Origin of the sequence: Ilumatobacter sp., assembly GCF_049588435.1 — a bacterium.
Classification (GTDB): Bacteria; Actinomycetota; Acidimicrobiia; order Acidimicrobiales; family Ilumatobacteraceae; genus Ilumatobacter_A.
On record NZ_JBAVYV010000373.1, the window covers coordinates 1 to 4,268 of the forward strand.

The window sequence follows — 4,268 nt, forward strand, 5'->3', positions numbered from 1 at the left end:
CGGGCCCGTTGCTCCGGGAGTTGAACGTCCTCACGCGTTGCGACTGCACGACGCGCAACGCAAAGAAGGCGGCGCGCCTCTCACGACGGATGGACGAGCTGGAGGAGCGGATCGAGGAACTCGCTGCCGCCGAGGAACTCGCGGCACTGCGCCCCGAACTCGACGGGAATGCCGTCATCGAGCACTTGGGGATCGAGCCCGGCCGGGTCGTCGGTGAGGCGATGAAATTCCTGATGGAGATCCGTCTCGAGGATGGTCTGCTCGGGGACGCCGAGATCCGACGGCGGCTCGATGGGTGGTACGCGGCGCGCGAGAACCACGAGTCCTCGTCGACCATCTAACGTCTGATCATGAGCGCGGCGACTCTCGCACTGACCGCTGTCGTCGTGGCACTGGCGGTCGCGGTGGTCGTCATCGGCTGGCAGTCCAGTCGCCGGTTGCGGTCGTCGGACGCGGAACTCGAGGGAACTCGCGAGCGTTTCGATCGATTCCTCGAGCGGTTTCCCGATGCGGTGATCGGAACGGACGGCGACGGCATCATCGTCGCGCTGAACGCTCGGGCGACATCGCTGACCGGTCGATCGATCGATGACCTGCTCGGACGGCCCTTCGTCGATCTCGTCGCCATCGGCGACCGACCCGCCGTCCTCGAGAGTTGGGCTTCGGCTCCGAAGGGGAATGACCAGCACGAGCCGGTCGAGCCGCACATGTTCGACCTGATCGACCGAGACGGAATCGGCCGCAACGTCGAGGCGTCGTTCATCCCGATCGCCGACGCTCGGATCCCCGAGCACGATGGACGCTCCGAGACGGCGATCATCTTCCGCGACGTGAGCGAACGCGAGGCGACGTCGGAGGCGCTCGATCAGGCGCGGCGTTGGTTCCAGCGGGCATTCCACTCGGCACCGACCGGGATGGCGCTCGTGCGGATGTCCGACGATCGCATCGTGGACGCGAACCAGGCGCTCGCCGACCTCCTGGATCATTCCCGGCGCTACCTGCTCGGGCGGTCGATGCGCGAGCTCACCCACATCGACGACCTGCGAGTGGTCGCCGGTGAGCGGGCTCGGCTGGCACATGGAATCGATGACAGCTACCGCATCGAGCAGCGATATCTCCGCCGTGATGGAGATTTCGTCTGGACGCGAACGCAGGTCGCGGTCATCGAGGAAGGTGGGGTGTCGCTGGCGATCACCCACGTCGAGGACATCACCGAACAGCGCGGGATCGCTGAGCGGTTGTCGCACGAAGCGACCCACGACTCGCTCACCGAACTCCCGAACCGCGGGTCGATCGTGGCCCGTCTCGACGAGTTGCTCGCCAGTGCGGACCTCGAGGAGGTCGCCGTGCTGTTCATCGACCTCGACAATTTCAAGATGGTGAACGACAGCCTCGGCCACGGCGTCGGCGACGAGGTGTTGCGTCAGGTCGCGCGCCGCTTCCGTTCCGTGATGCGCGTCGGCGATCAATTGGCCCGGTTCGGAGGCGATGAGTTCGTCGTGTTCGTCGACGGGACGACCAAGCACGCCGACGACACCGGCGAGATCCGACTCGGCCCGTTGGAACCCGAACGCGTCGCGGACCGATTGCAGCAATCGATCGAGGACGCCATCGAGATCGGCGGCGACGAGGTGATCGTGACCGCATCGATCGGGTTCGCCACCAACTCGGCAGCAGGCGTCACGGCCACCGAGATGTTGCGGGCGGCCGACGCTGCGATGTACCGAGCGAAGGGCGAGGGTCGGGACCGGATCGCGCGTTTCACCGACGACGTCTTGAACCGCTCCGATCACTATCTCCAGACGACCAACGAACTCCGTCGCGCCATCGAGCGCGACGAACTCGTTCCCTATTTCCAGCCGATCGTCGAGTTGTCCACTGGCGCGGTCACCAAGTTCGAGGTGCTCGCGCGATGGCTGCACCCCGAACGTGGCCTCCTCGGCCCGGAGGAGTTCCTGCCGAACGCCGAGGCGACCGGTCTGATGATCGACGTGGGCGAGCGGATCCTGCGTGACGCACTCGCTCAGCTGGCGAGCTGGCGTGCGAACGATCACCCGTGGGGTCGGGCATCGATCGCCGTCAACCTCTCCACGCACCAGTTGGCCGAATCGAACTTCCTCCTGGTCGTGCAGGATGCACTGGGCAGCAACGGGATCGAAGCCGGCGCGCTGTGGTTCGAGATCACCGAGACGACGCTGCTCAGCGACGTCGCCCTCGCGACGACCGCGCTCCGTCACCTCCGCGGGCTCGGCGTGCACCTCTCCGTCGACGACTTCGGGACGGGGTACTCCTCGCTGACGTACCTCAAGAAGTTCCCGGTCGAGGCGATCAAGATCGACCGCTCGTTCGTCGACGGGTTGGGGATCGACGGCGACGACTCCTCGATCGTCGAGGGCGTCATCAGACTCGGTCACTCACTCGGACTGCAGGTGATCGCCGAAGGGGTCGAGACCCCGCTCCAGCTCGAGCAACTCCGCGAGATGGGAGCCGATGCGGGACAGGGCTATCTGTTCGGTCGTCCGATGCCGGTCGGGCAGCTCGATCAGGATCAGCGCGCCTGATCGGCGCTCAGCTGCCTTCCTTGCGCGACCGCAGGACGAGCGTCGTCGGAACCGGATGCGTCGGCGAGACGCCGAGCTCCTTCACCTGATCGACACGGAAGTTCGAGCGGCTGAGTGCGGTGAACCAGTCACCGATCGTGCGTGCGGTGCTGCCGTACGGGTGCTGGGGTGTCACGGCGTCGAACGGGTGCGGCATCGAGATGACGAACGGCATCGATGGTCGCAGGATGCGGTGGACCTGACGGAGGAGTCTTCCGACGTCGTCGATCTCGATGATCGAGTGGGCGGCGACGACGACGTCACACGTCGCCGACGAGATGTCTCCGAGATCGGCGAGGTCACCGTGCAGGCATTGCACGGTCACTTCGTCGGCGTCGGCGCGTCGGCGCATCTCGGCGATCTTGTCCGCGTCGGGATCGACGGCGATCGACTTCGCCCCGGCGCGCGCGAACTCGATCGCGTTGTACCACTCGGACACGCCGAGTTCGACGGTGCGTTTCGCTCCGCTCACGTCGCCGCACAGGCGTAGTTCGGCATCGCCCGGAATTCCGGACCCGTAGGTGATGTTGGCTGCCACGCCCGCCATTGTGACCGCTGGTGGCGACGGATGCAGGGACAGGGTCGCACCGGTCGGCCACTACGCTGCGCCACCATGGCTTTCTCGGTCGGCGCACTTCGCGGTCCGGATGGTTCGCGCGGCATCGTCGACCACCGACTCGCGCGGCGGATGTTGATCAACGAAGTCCGTCGCGGGCGGGTCCCGATGGACACCGTGTGCGACGCTCACCCCGAGTTGATCCGTGCGGCCGGCAACGTCGGAACCGAGACCTCCACGATCTGTCCGATCTGCGAGGAGGTCAACCTCCGTCTGGTCACCTACGTGTTCGGACACGGCATCGGACCCCAAGGGCGCTGCGTCTCCACCGCGAAGGAGATGCGCGTGTTGAACGAACGCCCCGACGATCTGAACGCGTACGTGGTCGAAGCGTGCACGAACTGCCGGTGGCATCATCTGCTTCGGATCCTGCCGGTCGGCGGACGCCGCGGTTGACGTGAGTCGTGCCCTCGTGCGCATCCCCGCACCCCGCCTCCCCCGATCTCGTGAACACTTCCGGCGCTCCGTGCGCGAAGGGTTCACGAGAAGCCGCCGGGTCGGTGGCATCGGGGCGGGACTGATCGTGTTGGCGAGTTGTTCGTCGGGTGGGTCGACGTCGACGGTGAGTGTGGCGGACCCGGAGCCGACGGCGAGCACTGCGATCTCCGCTGCTCCCACGACCGTCGCGGTCACGGTCGAGGACTCCTCCATTCCGGAATCGACCGGGGTGCAGCCCGAGGGGTTCACCACGGTGCAGGCCCGCGTGACGAGTGCGGATGGCGAGGTGTGCGAGGTCTGTCTGTGGCTGGCCGACACCGATGCTGAGCGTTCGCGGGGTCTGATGGGTGTGACCGATCTGGGCGACGCCGTCGGGATGGTCTTCACATGGGAGGCACCGGTGAGCAGCAGGTTCGTCATGATCGGGACACCGACGCCGCTGTCGATCGCCTGGTTCGCCGACGATGGAAGCTACGTGAGCGGCGCCGACATGGAACCGTGCGTCGACGGCGACCCGTCGGCCTGCGCGCGGTACGCCGCAACGGGCGAGTACACCGCAGCGATCGAGATGTTCCAGGGCGAACTCGACGCGATCGGAATCGGTCCCGGAGCGC

4 protein-coding genes and 1 pseudogene are annotated in these 4,268 nt (G+C 66.5%); 4 read left to right on the forward strand and 1 reads right to left on the reverse strand.

The annotated features are described in order from the left end of the window. A pseudogene (locus tag WBV89_RS14485) lies at positions 1-341 on the forward strand (CCA tRNA nucleotidyltransferase); the annotation flags it as partial. A gap of 9 nt (positions 342-350) precedes the next feature. Beyond that, positions 351-2,561, forward strand: a complete 2,211-nt coding sequence (locus WBV89_RS14490) for a putative bifunctional diguanylate cyclase/phosphodiesterase (protein WP_423982063.1) — start codon at positions 351-353, stop codon at positions 2,559-2,561. Between the two features lie 7 nt (positions 2,562-2,568). Here WBV89_RS14490 and WBV89_RS14495 read toward each other — a convergent pair whose 3' ends face one another. Continuing rightward, complete coding sequence (locus tag WBV89_RS14495) at positions 2,569-3,138, reverse strand: class I SAM-dependent methyltransferase (protein WP_423982064.1); 570 nt, start codon at positions 3,136-3,138, stop codon at positions 2,569-2,571. Positions 3,139-3,213: 75 nt separating this feature from the next. On the opposite strand from WBV89_RS14495, the gene WBV89_RS14500 reads away from it, so the two are divergent. Both WBV89_RS14500 and WBV89_RS14505 read left to right on the forward strand, forming a co-directional pair. After that, the gene (locus WBV89_RS14500; protein ID WP_423982065.1) at positions 3,214-3,612 is read left to right on the forward strand and encodes a DUF5318 family protein; all 399 of its coding nucleotides are present in this window, start codon (positions 3,214-3,216) and stop codon (positions 3,610-3,612) included. A 166-nt stretch (positions 3,613-3,778) separates the two neighbouring features. Next, positions 3,779-4,268 (forward strand): DUF192 domain-containing protein (locus WBV89_RS14505; protein WP_423982066.1); only part of this gene is annotated, 490 nt, incomplete at its 3' end.

Coding starts and splice junctions, on each gene's coding strand:
- WBV89_RS14490 (WP_423982063.1), top strand. CDS start 351: ATGAGCGCGGCGACTCTCGCACTGACCGCTGTCGTCGTGGCACTGGCG.
- WBV89_RS14500 (WP_423982065.1), top strand. CDS start 3,214: ATGGCTTTCTCGGTCGGCGCACTTCGCGGTCCGGATGGTTCGCGCGGC.